Here is a 19494-nt window from a genome sequence, read left to right as displayed (position 1 = left end):
CGCTCAGAGGTACCTCTAACCGAAGAATGTACGGAGCAAGTGCAGTTCGGATACGGTCGGGGGATGGTCCGGATACGGAGGAATTGAACACTATCCTTTCAGAATGTCAATCTCCGTGCGAATTTTACTTAAAAATCCTTGTTATTATAACTTATTGAGTATATTTGCAAGTCCTATTTTTCGACAAATAGGTAAGTGAAGAGATTACTAATTATCTTTTTAATGATTAAATAAACTATGGCAGACAGTAAAGAAAAACTCTTCTCGGACTTTGCTCCTAATTCTACCGAACAGTGGATGGAGAAAGTGACAGCCGACCTGAAAGGCGCTGATTTCGAGAAGAAACTCGTTTGGAAGACAAACGAAGGATTTAAGGTGAAACCCTTCTACCGCATGGAAGACCTCAAAGGACTGAAAACGACAGACGCACTTCCCGGTGAATTTCCCTACCTCAGAGGTACCAAGAAAGACAACAACGAATGGCTGGTTCGTCAGGAAATCAAGGTGGAATGCCCCAAGGAAGCTAACGCAAAAGCGCTGGATATCCTTAACAAAGGTATCGACTCACTGGCTTTCCGCGTAAAGGCGAAAGAACTCAATGCCGAATACATCGAGACTTTGCTCGAAGGCATCTGTGCTGAATGTGTGGAACTGAACTTCTATACTTGTCAGGGACATGTTGTAGAACTCGCAGAACTTCTGGTGGCTTACTTCCAGAAGAAAGGCTACGACCTGGCGAAGCTGCAAGGCTCCATCGGCTATGACTTCTTCGACAAGATGCTGGCGAAAGGCAAGGAAAAGGGCGATATGCCTGTAACTGCCAAAGCCTTGATTGAAGCAACTGCTGCTCTGCCTAAATATCGTGTATTAAATGTAACTGCCCTGACGCTGAATAACGCCGGTGCATACATTTACCAGGAACTGGGATATGCTTTGGCTTGGGGTAATGAATACATGAACCAACTGACTGAGGCCGGACTTCCCGCAGCCCTCGTTGCCAAGAAGATTAAATTCAACTTTGGTATCAGCTCTAATTATTTCCTTGAAATTGCGAAATTCCGTGCTGCCCGTATGTTGTGGGCAAACATCGTTGCTTCTTATGATGCAGACAACCGTTGTGCTGCCAAGATGCATGTACATGCGGAAACCTCTACATTCAACCTCACTTTGTTTGATGCTCACGTAAATCTGTTGCGTACGCAAACTGAGGCCATGAGTGCTGCCCTGGCTGGTGTGGATTCTATGACGGTTACTCCGTTTGACAAAACTTACACTGCTCCCGATGAATTCTCAGAACGTATGGCACGCAATCAGCAATTGTTGCTGAAAGAAGAGTCTCATTTCGACAAGGTGATTGACCCGGCTGCCGGTTCTTACTATATTGAAAACCTGACTGTATCTATCGCTAAGCAAGCTTGGGAACTCTTCCTCTCCGTAGAAGAAGCAGGTGGTTTCTATGCCGCAGTGAAAGCCGGCACAGTGCAGGCTGCCGTGAACGAAAGCAACAAGGCTCGTCATAAGTCCGTTGCTCAGCGTCGCGAAGTGTTGCTGGGTACCAACCAGTTCCCGAACTTTAATGAAAAAGCAGGTGACAAGAAACCGCTCGAAGCTACTTGCTGCTGTGGTGGACACGATACTTGCGAAAAAGATGTTCCGACATTGAATTTCGACCGTGCTGCCAGCGAATTTGAGGCATTGCGCCTTGAAACGGAAGCTTCCGGCAAACGTCCGAAAGCGTTCATGCTGACTATCGGTAACCTGGCTATGCGTCAGGCACGTGCACAGTTCTCTTGCAACTTCCTGGCTTGTGCCGGATATGAAGTGGTTGATAACCTCGGTTTCCCCACAGTGGAAGCAGGTGTAGAGGCCGCTATGGCTGCCAAAGCCGACATCGTGGTACTGTGTTCCAGCGATGATGAATATGTGGAATATGCGGTTCCTGCCTTTAAGGCGCTGGATGGTCGTGCCATGTTCATCGTAGCCGGTGCTCCTGCCAATATGGAAGAACTGAAAGCTGCCGGTATCGAGAACTTCATCCATGTTCGTGTCAACGTGCTGGAAACATTAAAGGAATACAACGCTAAACTTTTGAAGTAAGATGAGAAAAGATTTTAAGAACTTAGATATATATGCCGCATTCCAGCCCGTAAACGGTGCTGAGTGGCAGAAGGCTAACGGCATCCATGCTGACTGGAAAACGCCGGAACACATCGAAGTGAAGCCTGTTTACACGAAAGAAGACCTTGAAGGCATGGAACATCTGGGCTATGCTGCTGGTTTGCCTCCCTATCTGCGTGGCCCGTACTCAGTGATGTACACGCTGCGTCCCTGGACTATCCGCCAGTATGCTGGATTCTCCACAGCCGAAGAGTCTAACGCATTCTACCGCCGTAACCTGGCTTCCGGACAGAAAGGTTTGTCCGTTGCTTTCGACTTGGCTACACACCGCGGATACGACCCCGACCACGAACGTGTGGTAGGCGATGTTGGTAAAGCCGGTGTATCTATCTGTTCACTGGAAAACATGAAGGTGCTCTTCGATGGTATTCCTTTGAGCAAGATGTCCGTATCAATGACAATGAACGGTGCCGTGCTTCCGATTCTGGCATTCTATATCAATGCAGGTTTGGAACAAGGTGCTAAGTTGGAAGAAATGGCTGGTACGATTCAGAACGATATTCTGAAAGAATTCATGGTGCGTAACACTTATATTTACCCGCCTGCATTCTCAATGAAGATTATTTCTGATATCTTTGAATATACTTCACAGAAGATGCCGAAGTTCAACTCTATCTCTATTTCCGGTTACCACATGCAGGAAGCAGGTGCTACGGCTGATATCGAGTTGGCTTACACGCTTGCCGACGGTCTTGAATACCTCCGTGCAGGTGTTGCTGCAGGTATCGACATCGACGCTTTTGCTCCGCGTCTGTCCTTCTTCTGGGCTATCGGAACCAATCACTTCATGGAAATTGCCAAGATGCGTGCTGCACGTATGTTGTGGGCGAAGATTGTGAAACAGTTCAATCCGAAGAATCCGAAATCTCTGGCTTTGCGTACACACTCCCAGACTTCAGGTTGGTCGTTGACCGAACAAGACCCGTTCAATAACGTGGGCCGTACTTGTATCGAAGCTATGGCTGCTGCACTGGGACATACTCAGTCATTGCACACCAATGCACTGGATGAGGCCATCGCTTTGCCGACGGACTTCTCTGCACGTATTGCACGTAACACTCAGATTTATATCCAGGAAGAAACTTATATTTGTAAGAATGTTGACCCATGGGGCGGTTCTTACTATGTAGAGTCTCTGACAAACGACCTGGCTCATAAAGCATGGGAATTGATTGAAGAGGTAGAAAAGCTGGGCGGTATGGCAAAAGCTATCGAAACCGGTATTCCTAAGATGCGTATTGAAGAAGCTGCTGCGCGTACGCAGGCACGTATCGACTCCGGTTCTCAGACTATTGTCGGCGTGAACAAGTATCGTCTGGAGAAAGAAGCTCCGATTGATATCCTTGAAATTGACAATACGGCTGTTCGCCAGGAACAGATTGCTAACCTGAAGACTTTGAAAGAAGGACGCGACGAGGCAGCTGTACAGAAAGCATTGGAAGCTATCACCAAATGTGTGGAAACCAAGGAAGGCAACTTGCTTGAGTTGGCAGTTGAAGCTGCCCGTGTTCGCGCTACGCTGGGTGAAATCTCGTATGCTTGCGAAAAGATTGTAGGACGTTATAAAGCAGTAATCAGAACTATATCAGGCGTGTATTCATCAGAAAGTAAGAACGACAGCGACTTCAAGCGTGCTTGTGAACTGGCTGAGAAGTTTGCGAAGAAAGAGGGACGTCAACCTCGTATCATGGTAGCAAAAATGGGCCAGGACGGTCACGACCGTGGTGCCAAAGTAGTAGCAACCGGTTATGCCGACTGTGGTTTCGACGTGGATATGGGACCATTGTTCCAGACACCTGCCGAAGCTGCCCGCGAAGCAGTTGAAAACGATGTTCACGTAGTGGGGGTTTCTTCACTGGCTGCCGGACATAAGACACTGATTCCGCAGATTATTGAGGAATTGAAGAAGTTGGGCCGTGAGGATATCATTGTGATTGCCGGTGGTGTAATCCCTGCACAAGACTATGATTTCTTGTACAAAGCCGGTGTAGCTGCCATCTTTGGTCCGGGTTCTCCAGTAGCCAAGGCTGCTTGCCAGATTCTGGAAATCCTGATGGATGAAGAATAAATTTAAGAAGTGATAAAGCGCTGAGGCGCTGAAAGTAATAAGCGGACTGCGGGTGTTTCTTTACCTGCGGTCCGCTTTTTTGTTTTAATACTCCGATTTTAAGTACAGGTACGAAAATTAGGTTGTGTCTTTAGTGCTTTGACTATCAGTGTATTGCATTTACATTCTATTTGTCTCCTAATGTAAAAGCATTTACCACCGTATGTAACGACCTTTACCCCGTATTGTAACGGCTTTTACCTCGGTATGTAACGACCTTTACCTCGGCGTGTAAATGAAGTTACCGTTTGGAGTAAACCGAGTTACCACGAAAAGAAACAGCCGTGTCCTCGTAAGGTGAAATTCATTCACCTGCCGGGGCACGGCTGTTCGTTTGTAAGCTGTGTACTTGCCTATCCATGCCGGACGACAGCAACCTTGCTACCAATTGTATTCTTCTACATAGCTATCAAAATACTCTTCTTGTTGCAAGCCCAACTTCCTTGCCAGTGCAATCACTTTTTGCTGCTCGGCAGGCGACAATAAAGTTTCTCCTTTTCGTTTCTGATAATATTTTCTGATTCCCCAGTTACCAATCAGCCCGTAGCGGAATGTTCCTGATGCACTGACAGCCAGTGCTTCCGTGGTGCGGACAAAACCTTTGGCATAACGCACTTTTTGGTTGGAACGGTAATATTCGCACTTTCCTGCCATGGCTTCAATTGTTTTCGGATTCAGTGTAGGCGGAAAAGTAATGCTTGCCGGAGTATGGCTATACGCAATCCGGCGCAGGCAAGTGTCGGCATGAGGGCAATCTGCTGTCGTGCACAGACCAAAGTTATAGGGAACTTTTGAATAATCGAACGATTCTTTTTCCATTGTGTTTTCAATTTAATGATTGTGCGGCAAAGGTACGATATATATCACGGATTGAGGCAGATTATAGAATGATATTCTGTGATATTATGATTTGTTTTTATAAAGTATCTTTGACTGAAATATCCGGATTATCTTTTATAAATAAAAAATCCGTTACTTCTGTATGATACATTAGTAACGGATTTACCCAGTAAAACAATCTGATTACTTAGTTAGATTCCTATATCTCTGTAAAGCTTCCAGATAATAGTAGTCTGCATAATTCAGTGGTACGTCTATTTCCGAACCGTGGGGCAGTGAACCGGTGGAGTGCATTAATACAAATCCTTGGTTAGTGCCTTTCGCTGCCAAATATTTATCGCTGGAAAGATTCTTCAGAATGGTTTCGGCATAGTCGAAATATTTCTTTCCTTCCGGAGCAAAGGTGCTAAGTTCAAGTAGCGCTGAGGCTGTGATGGCTGCTGCCGAGGCATCTCTCGGAGTGGTTTCACCTGTGGGTGCATCATAATCCCAATATGGAATGCAGTCGTCGGTAGTTACCCTTTTCATAATCATATCCGCAATGTTTATGGCTTCCCGGAGAAATGTAGTATCTTCAGTTTCGCGATAGCATGAAGTGTAGCCATAAACTCCCCAAGCTTGTCCGCGCGACCAGGCGGAATTGTCGTTCTTACCTTGGTGGGTCTCTTTCTTTTCCACACTTCCATCGTTGTTGTAGCTGACTACGTGATAGGAGGTATAGTCCGGACGGAAATGATTCTTCATTGTGGTTTGTGCATGCTTTACGGCAATGTCACGGTATTTGGGATTTCCTGAAAGCTTTGTGGCATTGAACAGTAAATCCAGGTTCATCATATTATCGATGATAACAGGGAAATTCCATTCACCAAAGTCCCAGGAACGAATGCAGCCGATTTCAGGATTAAAGCGTGCGGATAAATTATCTGCTGTTTCTATGATAACGGCTTTAATGGTGTCGTTAGGTGCCAGTCGAAGCGCATTTCCGTAGCTACAGTTTATCATGAAACCGACATCGTGTGTATTCTTCAGGCGGCGTATCGGGTTCAGCATGTTGGTGTATTGAATGGCACAATTCTTCAGCTTTTCGTCGCCGGTCATTTCGTAAGTATACCAAAGACTGCCGGGGAAGAATCCGCTGGTCCAGTCTGTAATGCCGCAGATGTACCTTTGTTGTAATTCTTTGGCAGACAGGTTGGGAAGTAAAGAATCAATATATGATTTATCTTCACGTTGCAATTGGCTATCAAGAAAGTTCATGTCATAACCGGAATGTATAGAACGTGGTATCCGGTTGGTGCCGGTCAGTTCTTCAGCCGTCTTTTCTAATTGAAAGGAAGCGACATCGAGTGCGTTGCTTATCCAGGGTTCGTCTTGAACCGGAGTGCTTTTGCAACCTGCAAGACTGATGAGAAGTGCTGTTGCAAGGAATAGAGAATTTCTTTTCATATAATTAGTTATTTGATGATTTTCGTTATTGATAAAGATAGTCATAATAGGGATGCTATTAAAGTTGGTATTTAAGTAACTGTTTGCTTCCGTTTATTGTGACCTCTATTTCCATAGACTTTTGTTTCTGGTCTGTATTCTTGATACGGGCTTTCATGTCAGGAAAATCTTTCTTATTTTGAGTCGGGTATATAACAGTGATAAAACGTATGGTTTCCTTATCTTTTTTATCAGTGTTGAAAGAGAGGGCAACACGTTTTGTACGTTGGCGATATGCTGTTGAGAACCAACCTTCTTCTTCTTTTAATACGGTTCCTTTGGCAGCAAAACATTGTAATTTCACCTGACTGTTTCCCTCAAAATCAGATGTCAGGGATAGGTTCTCTGAGTTTATGTCTGCTTTTCCATCGCATAATTGATAGTGCAGATTTATATTACCGGTAGCAGTTCCGATGGCTTCATCGACAATGACAAAGTATTGCTGTTCGACAAAGAATATGGAGCGGCGATGTTTTAAATCTTTATAGCTGGGATTCTCTGTGACCAATATTTGTACATTGCCTTCCGGCTTCCACAATTTGGTTACGGATTCTGTTGTTTCCAGATTTTTATTGTCCAGAGTCAGAGTGTTGTGTACAGCCGTTTGGCGAAACCAGTTGCGGAGCTTCATTACTTCATCATCGCCGGCATAAACATACGAACCACTATCCGGGAACAGATTCTTTCCATTGAACCAAAGCTCAAATGTACCGTTATCGGGCTGGCAATGCCATTCTCCTTTCGGACCGGCTTTTACCACCATGACTGTGGCATCCTGCTTCCAACCGTTGCGGAAGGTGAAGAAGCCTGATTTCAAGTAACCCTGAGAGAGATTGGCGGGGAGCTTTCCTTCTTTGCCTTCTGTGGCGAAGTAACGGATTTGCTCGTTATCGGGATACATTTTGGTCCAGTTGCTATAATGTGCCAACATGTGCTGCTTGTTGTCCTTCTTGGAATCACTGAAACAGGGATTCAGATAATCGGGATAGGAAATGTTCATATAGAACACAATCATCTGCTCTACGGTATCAATGAACGATTGCGGAAATTCCTGACGGAAACCATTGGCGTCTGCCATTTGTAAAGCCTTGTCGAAGATTTCGATGCAAGCCAGATGATAGTGCGGGTCGAGTTCAAAATGTCCGCCATCTTCGTACACTTGCTTCTTTATCTCGCGGTTCAGCAGGTCGATACCGCTTTTGCGCCATGCGGTAGCTTCTTTAAATTCGGGGAAGAACGTGCCGGCATATAACATACGTTGCGCTTCGAACAATAAGTGGTTTCCCGCTTTTGAATAATTGTGAAGGATGTGGTCGGCATGCCGGTGATAGTTTACCAGGAATTGCGTCAGGAATTCAGGAGTGAATGCGGGCGAAGAAACAAACAAAGTGAATTGATGTATCTGATCCTGCAACCGGTGGCTGGTTTCCAACGGACGCCATGCGAAACGTACGTTTTCAGCAGTTCCTTTTACTTCTCCTGCGCTTGCAATCTCATATTCTTCCTGGTTCACTGTTACCAAAGGATTCTTCTTTATCCAATCCATATATTGGTAGGTCCATTCTTTGGCATATTTCTCGTCTTTACTGATTCGGTATGCCTTTCCCATCGGGGTGAACCATTTATGGCGGTGAAGCTGCCAACGGAGTTCATTATCCTGAACGGGCCAGTATTGCCAGTTGATGTCTTTGCCGTAATTGAAGGAAGGTTGGTAGCCATCGTGTACATAAAATGTATGTTCCAGCGCTTCATCCGCCCACTTCTGCTCACGCTTGCTGATGCTCAGGTTGTTCAGGTCGATAGCCGGGTTCACAATTCCCTTGCGATGGAGGTAATAGCTCAACAATGCTTGGGCTGCTTTGTCTTCTTTTCCTGCTTTGTAGAAGGCTCTCACTTGTTCCAGTCCGGGATAATCAAGATTGAGCAGTGCAAAGACTTCATTTGCAGGGGCTTTTGCTTGCACGGAAGAAAGAAAACCGGCCAAGAGCAAAAGGCAGATGATTGCAGGTTTGCTACATCTGAGAAATAGATGGTTGGTTGATAGTGTATGGGGCATGGTTTAGAATTTGATTAATAGATGATAGAACGGATGAAGAGCTTTATCCTCATCCGTTCTTAACTTATCTGTTTTTAGATGAGAGAACTTATTTAATAACAACAGTTACAAAATAATTTTCTGATATGGCACGCACTTCATACTCTTCGGTCTTTACGATGGAAGTAGTGCTGACATCCGTTACGTCCATTTTCTTTTCCGGAGAAAAAGTCAATACACGGAAAGAGCCTTTCTTGCCGTTCAGAGTCTTGATATAAATGTTTTGTACTCCCTTCTTTGCATTGGGCCATATCATTTCGTAAGCTCCCGAAGCATCAGGTGTCAGTGTATTACCACTTTCGTCGACTACAACGTAATCTGTGCCGCATACCAATGCTTCTTCTTTCGGAGTGGCCGAAGTATAGTAATATACTATCGGACTGTAGCTACGTGTAAAGCTGCTATAGAACTGAGTGGGAATCGCAATGGTTTCACCCTGATTCACAGAATAGCTGACATCGTTTCCACCGGGAATGCCTCCCCATTTTTCAAAACAATAGTAATAGACATGAGCCAGAGCCGGATCACCATTTTCCCATTCGTCATGGTCGTTGCTGCATCCTGCAAGTACGCAGCTTGCGGCAAGGATGCAAAGGAATGTAATTTTATTAAATATAGTTTTCATATTTTCTTGTTATTAATCGTTCCACTTAGGGTTTTGTTTGATGTTTCCTCCAGATGTAGATATCTCATAGGAAGGAACCGGATAAAGATAGTCACGTTCAGGATTGAAGCTACGGCTGGAAATATCCTCTCCTACATAAATGTTGGGTTGGTCGTACAACTTTACTCCTTTGTAAAAACCATTTTCGTCAGTGAATTGGTAATTTAATTCCTTATCGGTCTTGGCACTCTCCTCAGGATTGAATAAAATACCCAATAAAGCTTGTGGCAACAGCTTTTCAGCGGTTTTCCAGCGTATGATATCATCATAGTGCATATCCTCATCGATAAATTCCACGATGCGCTCTCTGCGTATTTCCTCAATCATGCTTAACTGATGATCTCTCACGAATTGATTGGACAGTTCAGCATCGAATCCTGAACGTTTGCGGATGAGATTGACCGTTTCATTCAGTTTGGTATCACTGATTTCGCCATAGTACTCATAGAAGGCTTCAGCGTAAGAGATAAGCACTTCGGCGTATCGTATAATCATTTTGTCAACAGTCTCTTTACCATTAGTGTTGAATTCGCTGTTAGAATATCCCTTCTTGATAGGATAACCGGTTCCACCATAGTTGGTAGAGTCGAAAGGACGGAATTCAGCCCCTTTGAAAGCTTTTTCCTTATATGAAAAAACTGTCATTGCAAGGCGGGGATCACGATTGGTGAAGATGTCGTCATGGTTGACATCCATCTTATAATACGCCGATTGTTTTCTCGGCAATCCGTCTGCATATAAGAAATTGTCAATCATCTGGCGCGTAAGACTTACCTGAGTTGCTTTTGTACTTGATTGATTGTGGTAAACAATTGCATTGGAAGCTCCGTTAGGACCATAGATTTTCACGAAAACATTTTCTTTATTCTGGCGTCCTTCACCTTCGAAGTAGAATAAATTCTGGAAATTAGAATAAAGTTCATGTTTCTTTTCTGTATAGATCATTGTTTCTGCCGCATCAATTGCTTTTTTCAAGTGCGCCTTGCTGTCACCTCCCTGCAAATTATGATACTTGATGTAGGTTCCTTCATACAATCCGATACGGATAGTCATGGCTAAAGCGGCTGAACGTGATACACGTCCCCAATTGGAGTTGTCGGATAGCTTATCAATATCGGGTAGCCATTCGCAGGCAAATTCAAGGTCAGAATAGCATTGCTGTATAACGGTTTCGCGTGGATCTCTTCCTTTCTTTATTTCGGGATCTGTGGTATTTGTGAAAACCTTCAAAATCAAAGGTACATCTCCATATTTTTTTACCAGGTCGAAATAATAGAAAGCGCGGAAGAAACGGGCTTCGGCTATCCAGCGGTTTTTGCTTGCCTCGTCGATAGGTGCTTCTCCTCCTTTAATGATGATGTTGTTGCAAACGCCAATCTTGTTATAAGGATCAGTCCAGTCTGACGATTTTTCAGGAACACCACGGCTACCTGAAGATATTACATCGGGTGTGGTTCCCAATAATTCTTCCGAACGTAAATCATGTCCTCTTCCGGTCAGAAAACCGGGAAGGTCGATATACAGCCTATTACACGCGCCCCGTAAGTCGGTTTCCGTTTTCCAGAAACCAGGGTCGGTCAAAGTTGTTTCAGGTTCTTTGTCTAATGAGCAACTGCTTATAAGAATCACACAGACAAGCAGTGAATATATTTTTTTTATCATAATCTTATTTCTCTTTTTAGAATGTAACATTAAGTCCGATTGTCCAACTGCGGAAGAATGGGTAGAGTGCTCTGGTGGCATTGTTTTCAGCTTCCGGGTCCATTACAGACAGCATATTTGTGAATTCAAACAAATCTTGTCCGGTGACGTAAACTCTCAGCTTTTCCATATACTTTTTAGAAACCGGTATGGTATATCCCAAAGTCAGATTCTTCAAACGGAGATAAGAAGCATCTTGCATCCATCTGTCTGCTGATCTGCTATTGAATTTGTCGCCTTTGTATTGGTACAAACGTGGCCAGTAGGCATCTTGATTATCTTCTGTCCAATAATCCCGGTGAATGCTCCAAGGCATTTCAGAGTCGTTAAAGATAGGGAACATCACGCCATTCAGCATTACATTACGTTTGCCTACACCTTGAAACATGACTGCAAGGTCGAAACCTTTCCATTGGGCGGACAAGCTGATACCATAGAGATAACGCGGAGTCGTATTTCCCAGACATACCAAGTCACCCGGATCTTCGGGGGTTCCACTACCTACACCGATGGTATGGTCGGGCTTACCTTGTGCCACATATTTCACGTCGCCACCACTGACAATATTATCGTTGAAGGATTTGTAGCCGGGATTATCTTTTTTATATTGCAAATATTCTTCGCGGCTCGACCAGAAACCGTCAGTTTTATATCCCCAGATAGTATTGATAGAATGGCCTTCCAATAAAGAAACGAGACCTTCACTTACTACACTGGCTCCATCGTATTGGACCAATTCATTTTTGCTGTCGGAAATATTGAAGCCTATCTGGTAGCTGAAATCCTTGATTTGGTCTTTCCAGTTGATATTGAAATCCCATCCCCATGTTTTCAGTTTACCTACATTCATATTAGGAACTCTGATACCAATTTGTGATGGTAATTGCAGACCGGCCAGCATTTCATTATTGTATTTCCAGTAGTACTCAAAAGTACCCGTCAGGCGGTTGTTCAGGAACCCGAAGTCAACACCCAGATTGGTTGTTTCAATAATTTCCCAAGTTTTGTCTTCTGAAGCCAAACTTGCCTGATAGAACCATTTCTCACCTTGATAGGTGGCCGGAGCATTACTCTGGCTATGCGAAATAAGCGGGAGGTAATCATACAATCCTAAAACGGCTCCATTACCCAGTTGTCCCCAGGAAGCACGCAATTTAAGACTATTCAACCAACCAAGTTTGAACCATTTTTCTTCACTCACACGCCATGCGGCTGAAACAGAAGGGAAAGCTCTCCAGCGTTTGGAAGGTGCAAGACGTGAACTTCCGTCATAACGCATGTTGGCTTCGAATAAGTATTTTTCTTTATAGTTATAGTTTATGCGTCCGAAGTAGGACATCATCGCCCAAGTACCAATTTCATCAGACAGTTCGGTATTGGTAGCAATGGAGCTGTCGTAGTAGTTGAACGAGAAAAAATCATTGGATAGCATATTTTTGGCTGTTCCGCTCATTTTATCCAGGCGATAGTTTTCATAAGAACTACCGGCAAGTACACTGAAATTGTGAGCCTCTTTCAAGCTAAAGCTATAGTTGGCAGTTGCTTCCAAAATATCGTGGGTATCTCCATATTTTTCTTTGTACAAAGAATTGGCGGGATTGGCGGTTCTCTGAACATTTCCCAGATGATTATACCATGTCAATGTACGCATGTTTTTCTCTTGTGAAGCATAACCGGCTCTTCTTGATGCACTTAGGTTGATACGTAGGTCTTTGATGAAATCCTTGATAGTCAACTGTGCTTTGCCGACGTATGACTCTTTTTTGATTGTCTTCTCACCTCCGTTCTTCATTAGGTCGATGGGATTGTTTTGTAAGTCACCATTATAAGGATTTTTGTAATTCTCACCTTCGGGTTGCATGATGGGTTGGCGTCCGCGGTTTTCATAAAGTAGTTTGAAAATGTTTTCGGAGCCATAGGAACTTTCGGCAGTATTGTTTGCCATATATTGAATATTAATACCCAGGTCAACGTATTTGTTGATTTTGGCATTCATTTTTGCTAAGAGGTTGTAACGGTCATAATCATCAGAGCCATATTGCAATAAACCATTTTTATAGAAATAGTTTGCGGACAACAAATAGTTTATCTTATCAGTACCGCCACTAACAGATACTGCATGGTTGTGTTGCAGGGTAAAATTCCGGGTTCCTTCGCCCAGCCAATCCACGCTGTCGAACAAATCCCAGCGTCCATTCTTTAACGGACGATAGTCGAAGTTGGGATTTCCTGTCCATGATGACTTTTCAGCATTCCATTCGGGACCACTTATGGGGATACGGGTTCTGTTAATAAAATCCTGTTCTTCCCATGCAGGGACACGCTCGGGCATATTGCCCGGTGTATTGAATGATACATATCCGTTGTAGGAGATTCTGGGTTTGCCCTCTGTACCAGCTTTGGTGGTAACCAATACAACACCTGCGGCTGCACGCGCACCGTAGATGGCACAAGACGCAGCATCTTTCAGTACAGATATGGAAGCGATGTCCTCGGCATTTACCTGTGCCAAGCTGCCTTCTATACCATCAATCAGAACCAATGTTTGGGTGGAGTTGACCGAAGTAGCACCACGTATCTGAAGACCGGATGAAGCACCGGGCTGTCCGCTACTGCGCGTAATGGTTACACCTGGCAATTCACCTTGTAGAGCGGATAGTACATCCGTTGATGGTTTGGCAGCAATCTGTTCACCATCAATGGCGGATACGGATCCTGATAAATTTACTTTCTTCTGTACGCCATAACCTACCACTACTACTTCTTGAAGCATCTCTGAGTCTTCAGCGAGTTTAATGGTTATTCCGTTACATTCCGATGCCTTTTTTTCAACGGTGGTATAACCGATGTAAGAGAAGATGAGAATGGCTTCCGGACTTGTCTGGATATTAAAGTTACCTTCAATATCCGTTATGACACCGTTGGAAGTACCTTTTTCCAGAATGGAAACACCGATTAAAGGTTCATTGGTGGTTGCATCAATCACTTTACCTTTGTAAGAGGTGTCTTGTGCTACTATTTCCAAATTGCAGAGAAATAGCATGCAACAAACCAATAGGAGCGATAAGAGGCTCCTTTGAGTTGTTTTTTCAGTCATAATAAATTTTTTAAGAGGTTAAAAATATAATAATAATACATTATTTCAATTCATTTTACCGGAAAATTGTATTTTCCGGTCATTCATTTCCTGCGTTTTCCATTCTCCGTCTATTTTGTCATATAGCACGGAGGCGTCTGGCTTTTGACATTGATAAGCTTTACCATTAACTTCAGGATTCTTTTTCCCAAAACTGAAAGTTGCTTTATTCTGGACGTTACGGATATAGAGGCTGGCAGGCTGTTTAGCATTCAGTTCCGCTTCAATTATCCAATTGCCGCATTGAAAACTATTCCCGGTGCGAATTATCTCAACGGCTTGTTTTCCGTCGGTTTGTACCTGTATAATAGTAAGTATGCGGTTAGCCTTGCTGGAAGTAAAGCTGGCAGTCAGTGACCAAGGCTTGCTAAATTCTTCGCCTCGTACGGCAATTTTCTCGTTTGGTTCAGCCTTATACTGATTTGTCTGAGAAATATTGCAGTCCTGTTCACTGAATAATTGCGCCACTGAAATGAGTTTCTCTTTTTTATTTTCTGTAACGAGAGTATTTGTCGCTTCATCGATAGAGAATTTGATGGAGCTGTGCAGCAACCAGTCCCACCGAACAGCCTTGTCGGCTTCGAGTTCATCGTAAATGACTACTTTGTCTGGATGTAGCAGGAAGATGTGGCGGCGGTATTTCTTTAATGGCGTTTTGCCGAAACCATTATCCATTGATTGTTCCAACTTCTGATTTTCAAAGTTCTTTATCCACATGGGATATTCACTAATGCCACAGTAAGCATTCGAGGCATCCCCTAATGCGTAAGAGATATGTTTGCCATTGAACATGCGTGTGATGTAACCGTAAGCACGGATGGTGAAAGGTTGACCGACACCATCTACCAATAGCGTATTGTAAGCTCGGGTATTGCGATAATCCAGTAAATTGTGTGCATCCGCAAAATTCATATAGTGTCCCACTGCACGATAAATGGCTTTTCCACCGTAGTGTAAGTTGAATGCATTCTGATTGGAGTGCGTGTGGCTTCCCGATCCGAATGGACTGGAATGGAAACTCAAGCTGAGGTTTTGTTTACTGTCTTTCAGGTTTGAATTGGCTATCATTTCCCCACTGTCTTTGAACCATACAGCTTTCGGTGCATTTTCAGGCAGTTCGGCTGTTGCCGGACGTTTCTTACCGCTTGCCAGTCGGTAGAGGCGGGTTTCGTATTCATTTTTATATCTGTCGTTCATAGAAGAGTACCAAGCTGCATAAGGATCACCAGTGAACCGTGCCATAAGGTCGGCAAAAGCGCTACGTATACGCAGAGGTTTCGGATTCATCTGTTCGTGTCCGTCGCCGAAGCCTGCACTCAGCGAACCAGGTTGCCAACTGTATGCTAATCCGATTCCTGCGTTTTTGTACCACGGGTGTTGCATGAAGTCCGTTCCTGTGAGGTAAGAGAACAAGGTGGGTACGTAGAATAATGTTATGGCATTGGCACTGAAATAGGCAGTTCCGTTATGCCAGTTACCGTCACGGTTGAAGCCTGATGCCGGAGCACGTGCTGTCCAAAGTTCGTAGCTGTATTCCAGGTACTCCCTGGCTTGCGGGTATTTGTCGTATATCGCCAATGAGGCTTGTAAGAAGTGGCGGAAAGTGAACTGCCAGAAGTGATTGTCGAATATATGTACTTCTTCCTTATTAATGATATGAGGAATGTATTGATTGAGAATGGTCAGTATGAGTTCCTCAATTTGTGTGCGTTCTTTCTCTGTGAACCTTTCATAACAAGTCTCGTAAGTACAAGCCAGCAGGTAAGCCAGTTCTCCGGCTTTAAAATCATTGTTTATCACTTTCGTATCAACATCCACTGCCAAAAGGCATCTGACATTCTGTACCATCTTTTCTGCATAAACATTTCTTTGAAACAGGGTATAGGCAGTATTCAGATAATCGGTATGGATGTACATCAGACTCACTTTGCTGTAAGGTGCTTGATCCGTTCGATAATCCATATTTAATGCTTCACGCGATTCGGCAATCATGGGCTCAAAGTCAGGATGTTGCCGCATGTTTTTGCGGGCATTATCCAGCGAATCCCGGAGGAAACAATAGATGCGTGTATGCTCTTTGGGAATGTTGTTCAAAAACACATCGAACGTCGGGGTGACGAATTGAGGAACATCATCCGTCACCGTGAAAGTGTAAATCTTGCTCCAAGGCATTGTCTCGCCCGATTGGCTGACTGAGCGCACGCGCCAGTACCAAGTACCGTTTTCCAACACTTTATGCGGATTGAACATGCACCAGGGGGTATTTTCGGACAAGATGCTGCTTGCACTTTCAAACCGTTTGTCTTGCGATAGATTGAATTGCAGAAAGTCCGATTGTTTCATTTCCAACGGTACCAGCAATGGAGAAGGGTTGATGTATAAGGTATTGTGTTGCTGCGGGAACGGTGTTTCGCGCACGTTCTCGTGAATCTGACCGGGACAGTTTGCATACATCGACTGAATCAAAGTCAGACAGTATGTCAGCAAGGTGGTTAATAACTTTCTCATATCCTATTCTTTTTTTTGTAATTACTACTTGTATTCAGTACAAAATTCGGGTTTACCATTTACCCATACTCTGTATCTTTTGGTCACTCATCTCTTCTGTTTTCCAAGTTCCATTTATGGCATCGTAAATCACTGAAGCACCCTTCTCTTGGCACTGATAGCTCCGACCATTTATCATTGTTTCTTTTCTTCCGAAACTAAATGTGGCTTTATTTTCACTATTCAGGATATACAGGCTTGCCGGACGTTTCGTATTCAATTCAGCTTCAATAGTCCAGTTTCCACATTGTAGCTGTTTGTCATTGCTAATTATTTCCACAGCTTGTTTTCCGTCGGCTTCTATCTGGATGATGGTTAATATCCGATTAGCCTTACTGGGACCGAAACTCGCCGTCAGTGACCATGGATTTGTAAAGTCCTCGCCACGCTCGGCATTCTTTTGATTCGGGGGAGCGGCATATTGGTCTGTCTGGGTGATTCTACATTTCTGTTCGCTGAAAAGCCGGGCTACGGACTTGAAATGTTTCTCTTTGTTTTCCGTAGTTAGAATGGCGGCGGTTTCATCAATATTAAACTTGGTTGGGCTGTGCAGTAACCAGTCCCAGTGCACTGCTTTTTCAGCTTCCAATTCATCGTAAATAACTACTGTGTTAGGATGTAACAGGAAAATGTGCCTGCGATACTTCTTCAATGATGTTTCTCCGAAACCATTCTCGGGCGATTGTTTCAACTTGTTTTTGGCAAAAGCCTGTTTCCAATAGTTGATTTCACTGATGCCGCAGTAGGCATTGGATGCATCGCCAAGTGCATAAGAGATGTGTTCACCGTTAAACATGCGTACGATATAGCCGCTGGCACGTTGGGTAAACGGTTGCCCGATACCATCCACCAGCAAGGAATTGTATGCACGAGTATTTCGGTAGGATAATAGATTATGCGGGTCATCGAATTTCATGTAATGGCCTACTGCACGATAAACAGCTTCTCCACCATAATGCAGATTAAATGCGTTCTGGTTGGAGTGAGTGTGATTACCCGAACCGAATGGACTGGAATGAAAACTTAAACTGATATTTTTCTTCAGATTGTTCAGGTCAGTGTTAGCTATCATTTCACCACAATCTTTAAACCATATGGCTTTGGGCGTATCAGTAGGCAATTGAGCTTGCATAGGGCGCTGTTTACCGCTTGCCATGCGGTATAAGCGTGTTTCCGATTCTGTTTTGTATCGGTCATTGACTGAGGAATACCAGGTTGCATAAATATCTCCTGTATTACGAGCCAGGAAGTCGGCAAAGGCACTGCGGATGCGCAACGGTTTGCTGTTTGTTTTCTCATGTCCGTCGCCGAAGCCACTGCTCAATGCTCCGGGTTGCCAGCAATAGACCAGTCCCAGACCGGCATTCTTATACCACGGATGTTGTAGGAAATCTGTTCCCGTCAAGTAACTGAATAGGGTAGCCACATAAGCCAGACTGACGGCATTGGCACTGAAGTAGTTGGCACCGTTGTGCCACGAGCCGTCACGGTTGAAGCCGGAAGCAGGGGCGCGGGAGGTCCAAAGTTCGTAGCTATATTCCAAATACTCTTTAGCCAAAGGATATTTGTCATATAATACCAAGGCTCCTTGCAAGAAATGGCGGAAGGAGAATTGCCAGAAATGTTCATCGAAAAACATGTTCTCTTCACGTCCCAGTATACGTGAGGTATAGTATTGGCTTAACGTGTTCATAATGATGGTTTCTATCTGCTTCCGCTCTTCGGGTGTAAAACGGTCGAAGCAATTTTCGTAAGTGCATGCCAAGGTATAGACCAATTCTCCGGCATTGAAGTCGTTGGCGATAACTTTAGGATCGGGTTCTGTGGAGAGCAGGCAACGTACATTCTTTACCATTTTATCAGCATAGAGGTCACGTTGCAACATTTGGTAGGCTGTATTCAGATTGTCGCAGTCTTCTGCCATACGGGTAATCAGACTGTATGGTTTTGTGTCGTTAGCATAATTCATGCTGAGTGCATTGCGTCCATCGTCTATCATAGCCTCGAATTCGGAATGTGACCGTACTTTTTTACGTGCTTCTTCCAGACTATCTTTCAGAAAACAGTAAATGCGTGGATATTCTTTAGGGATATTTTTAGAGAAAGTGCTGAATGGGGGAGTGGCAAACTTGGGAGTATCATCCGTTACGGTAAAACTATAAGTTTGGCTCCAGGGCATTTCTTCACCGGATTTGCTGACTGAACGGAAACGCCAATACCAAACACCTGAGTTAAGTATCTGATGTGGATTGAATACACACCAAGGCACAGGCTTTGATAAAATACTGTGGTCGTCTTCGAAGTTTTTGTTCATTGATAGATTGAACTGTAGGAAGTCCGATTGTTTGAGGGAGTACGGAACCAACAATGGAGCAGGATTCAGATAAATGATATGCTCTTGTTGCGGGTATGGTGCTTTGCGAATTGGATTGTTAGCATATATATGTGTAAACAGGGTACACAAGATTGTTAATGTGGCCAATAGCGTTTTCATAATATTGTTCTGATATTGTTCGTAGGCAAAGGTAGTGTGGAAGGAAATAAAAGGCTTTCCGGCTTGTACAAACATGTTTTGAAATGGTGCGAAAGGCTTATATTTGTGTTGAATCTCCTTGCAATTTGGTTGAAAGAAGTGTTTTCGCTTTGGCTATAGATAGCTCTTACAAGGGGGATAGAGAGAAAAGCAGCTTGAAATTAGTAGAAAAAGTGTGTAGTATAGGAAGGAACGTTTTTCTTGTTAG

The 19494-nt window shown here is 44.0% G+C and carries 10 protein-coding genes; 2 read left to right on the top strand and 8 right to left on the bottom strand.

The features are described from left to right. The first annotated feature begins 237 nt into the window (after positions 1 to 237). Complete coding sequence (mutA, locus tag QZ135_RS00910) at positions 238 to 2097, top strand: methylmalonyl-CoA mutase small subunit (protein ID WP_294604984.1); 1860 nt, start codon at positions 238 to 240, stop codon at positions 2095 to 2097. Position 2098: 1 nt separating this feature from the next. Next, positions 2099 to 4246 (top strand): methylmalonyl-CoA mutase, encoded by a 2148-nt coding sequence (scpA, locus tag QZ135_RS00905; protein ID WP_294604981.1) that lies wholly within the window; start codon positions 2099 to 2101, stop codon positions 4244 to 4246. Between the two features lie 420 nt (positions 4247 to 4666). Here the strand turns inward: scpA and QZ135_RS00900 are convergent, their stop codons facing one another. From QZ135_RS00900 to QZ135_RS00865, 8 genes are all read right to left on the bottom strand, one after another. Next, on the bottom strand, positions 4667 to 5104 hold the full coding sequence (locus QZ135_RS00900; protein WP_294604979.1) for a DUF6078 family protein: 438 nt from the start codon (positions 5102 to 5104) through the stop codon (positions 4667 to 4669). A gap of 204 nt (positions 5105 to 5308) precedes the next feature. Beyond that, on the bottom strand, positions 5309 to 6571 hold the full coding sequence (locus QZ135_RS00895; RefSeq protein ID WP_294604976.1) for a DUF4995 domain-containing protein: 1263 nt from the start codon (positions 6569 to 6571) through the stop codon (positions 5309 to 5311). A 58-nt stretch (positions 6572 to 6629) separates the two neighbouring features. After that, positions 6630 to 8666, bottom strand: a complete 2037-nt coding sequence (hepC, locus tag QZ135_RS00890; protein WP_294604974.1) for a heparin-sulfate lyase HepC — start codon at positions 8664 to 8666, stop codon at positions 6630 to 6632. A gap of 88 nt (positions 8667 to 8754) precedes the next feature. Next, on the bottom strand, positions 8755 to 9330 hold the full coding sequence (locus tag QZ135_RS00885; protein ID WP_294604973.1) for a hypothetical protein: 576 nt from the start codon (positions 9328 to 9330) through the stop codon (positions 8755 to 8757). A 12-nt stretch (positions 9331 to 9342) separates the two neighbouring features. Continuing rightward, positions 9343 to 11031: a RagB/SusD family nutrient uptake outer membrane protein gene (locus QZ135_RS00880; protein ID WP_294604971.1), complete on the bottom strand. Its 1689-nt coding sequence runs from the start codon at positions 11029 to 11031 to the stop codon at positions 9343 to 9345. A 16-nt stretch (positions 11032 to 11047) separates the two neighbouring features. After that, positions 11048 to 14167 carry a TonB-dependent receptor gene (locus QZ135_RS00875; protein WP_294604970.1) on the bottom strand — a complete coding sequence of 1040 codons (3120 nt, stop codon included), beginning with the start codon at positions 14165 to 14167 and terminating at the stop codon, positions 11048 to 11050. 45 nt (positions 14168 to 14212) lie between these two features. Next, positions 14213 to 16714: a DUF4962 domain-containing protein gene (locus QZ135_RS00870; protein ID WP_294604969.1), complete on the bottom strand. Its 2502-nt coding sequence runs from the start codon at positions 16712 to 16714 to the stop codon at positions 14213 to 14215. 52 nt (positions 16715 to 16766) lie between these two features. Next, a complete protein-coding gene (locus QZ135_RS00865; protein ID WP_294604968.1) occupies positions 16767 to 19247 on the bottom strand; it encodes a DUF4962 domain-containing protein in 2481 nt (826 codons plus the stop codon). Between the last annotated feature and the right edge of the window lie 247 nt (positions 19248 to 19494).

The sequence above is a fragment of the uncultured Bacteroides sp. genome, assembly GCF_905207245.1.
GTDB lineage: Bacteria > Bacteroidota > Bacteroidia > Bacteroidales > Bacteroidaceae > Bacteroides.
The sequence above is the reverse complement of the archived record's forward strand: the minus strand, read 5'-3'. Positions and strand labels throughout refer to the sequence as shown.